Origin of the sequence: Halorubrum sp. SP3 (genome assembly GCF_005435195.1) — an archaeon.
Classification (GTDB): domain Archaea; phylum Halobacteriota; class Halobacteria; order Halobacteriales; family Haloferacaceae; genus Halorubrum; species Halorubrum sodomense.
On record NZ_SGTU01000073.1, the window covers coordinates 251 to 577 of the forward strand.

The 327-nt window shown below is 62.4% G+C and carries 1 protein-coding gene; it reads left to right on the forward strand.

Annotation, left to right across the window (positions count from 1 at the left end; all coding sequences use genetic code 11):
• A partial coding sequence (locus tag EXE42_RS18705; protein WP_158293726.1) for a hypothetical protein occupies window positions 1-327 on the forward strand: 327 nt, incomplete at both ends.

Here is a 327-nt window from a genome sequence, read left to right on the forward strand (position 1 = left end):
GGGGTCCGTCAGTCTGAGTGGGTCCAGAAGGCCGAGGAGGTCGCAGAAGACGACCGCGTCCAAGCAGTCGAGACGACCGACTGGCAGGGGCGTCCCGAACAGACAATCGACGGGGAGCCGATGGTCCGTGTCGTCTGTCGCGAGCCGTCGGACGTAGGCGACCTTCGGGAGCTGTTCTATGATCCGTTCGAGGCGGACGTACTCTTTCCTGTTCGCTTCCTCGTGGACATGGCTGACACCCAATGGATCGAGGTTCCAGACAGCGTTGCGGACACCGAATACACCGTCCAAGACGCGCTGCCTGTGAGCGATGTCCGCCACGTCGAA